Source organism: Acidaminococcus sp. CAG:542, assembly GCF_000437815.1.
In the GTDB taxonomy this organism is placed as follows: Bacteria; Bacillota; Negativicutes; order Acidaminococcales; family Acidaminococcaceae; genus Acidaminococcus.
The window spans coordinates 1,880-3,147 of the sequence record NZ_FR902057.1; the positions used below are offsets into that span (position 1 = coordinate 1,880).

At 58.7% G+C, this 1,268-nt stretch carries 1 protein-coding gene and 1 pseudogene; both read right to left on the reverse strand.

What is annotated here, in order from left to right; all coding sequences use genetic code 11:
* Positions 1 to 466: pseudogene (locus tag QVO43_RS04380) on the reverse strand (oxidoreductase); the annotation flags it as partial.
* A gap of 115 nt (positions 467 to 581) precedes the next feature.
* The coding region (locus QVO43_RS04385) for a LysR family transcriptional regulator substrate-binding protein (protein WP_288174508.1) at positions 582 to 1,268 on the reverse strand (687 nt) is incomplete at its 5' end.

Genomic DNA, 1,268 nt, shown 5'->3' on the forward strand with positions numbered 1-1,268 from the left:
CTGCCACAATGTCGTCGATCAGATCTTTGGTCAGAGCCCGTACCGGCACCCCGTCGGCCCGGACCCCGTCACTGGGGCCCCACTGGTGGAGATTGTGCTGTTTGGTCTTGTCCGTCATGTAGGTGCCGGCAAACTGGCCGGAATGGGACAGTTCGATGGAAGGGATGGCTCCGTGCCGGCGGATGGCGTCGGCGGTATAGGTGGCGCAGGCCAGGGAATTCAGGATGCTTTCATCCAGATGATAGGCATGGGAGCCGTCGGTGGCCGGATGGACCATCAGTTCCGAAACTGTGACCGCCCCGGCTCCTCCTTTGGCCCGGAGTTCATAAAAGGCCGTAGATTTGGGGCCGATGCACCCGTCGTTGGTAATATCCGTACCTCCCATGGGCGCCGAAAAGATCCGGTTCCGGAAGGTGGTGCGGCCGATGGTGATGGGGGTGGACAGATGGGGAAATTTGCGCAGCATGGTATAGTGCCTCCTAAAATATTTTCCAGTTTTTTCCGCCTTTCACCCTACCATAAAAAAGAAGCTGCCGTCCAGCAAAGAAACAGCAGTAGATATAAATAAATCGTTGATAGGATTATTTCCCCTGGGGGCACACTGCCAGCAGTTCCTGAAACAGGGGCTCTTCCGCCCGGTTTTGGGGGCACACAAAGGACACCTGCCAGGGGGAGGTCTCCCGGAGGGCGATCTGCCGGAGAGGAGCCTCCACCGGATGGATGGCCGCGTCGATGCCGATGCCCCGGCCTTCCTGGCAGAACTGGTAAATCAGGCTGCTTTCCATGGTCTTCACTGCAAAATGTGGGGTAAAGCCAAAATCCCCGCACCGTTCCACCACATTGTGGTAAATGGAAAAATGCTCGTTCAGACACAAAAGAGGCTCCCCCTTCAGGTCTTCCAGGGACAGGCTGTCCCGGTCATAAAGGGGATGCCCCGGGTACACCACCGCTTCCACCGGCGCCTGGAACAGTTCCCGGCGGAAGAAACCTTCCGGAGACCGGGACCCTACACAGAAACCGCAGGACAGGGTCCCTTCCCGGAGCAGCTCCAGGATGTTTTCATTGAAATCCTCCGCCCATTCCAGCCGGAATTCCGGGTGCCGGGCCGCTGCGCCCTGGAGTTTCTCGATGGAAATCACATGGAGCACCCCGCAGGCAAATCCCACCCGGAGCCCCTGCTGCTGGCGCTTCAGTTCCTGGATCCCCAGCTGGAGCCGGAGCAGCTGGGCGGAGAAGGAACGGCTGTGTTCATAGAAATAATCCCCCTC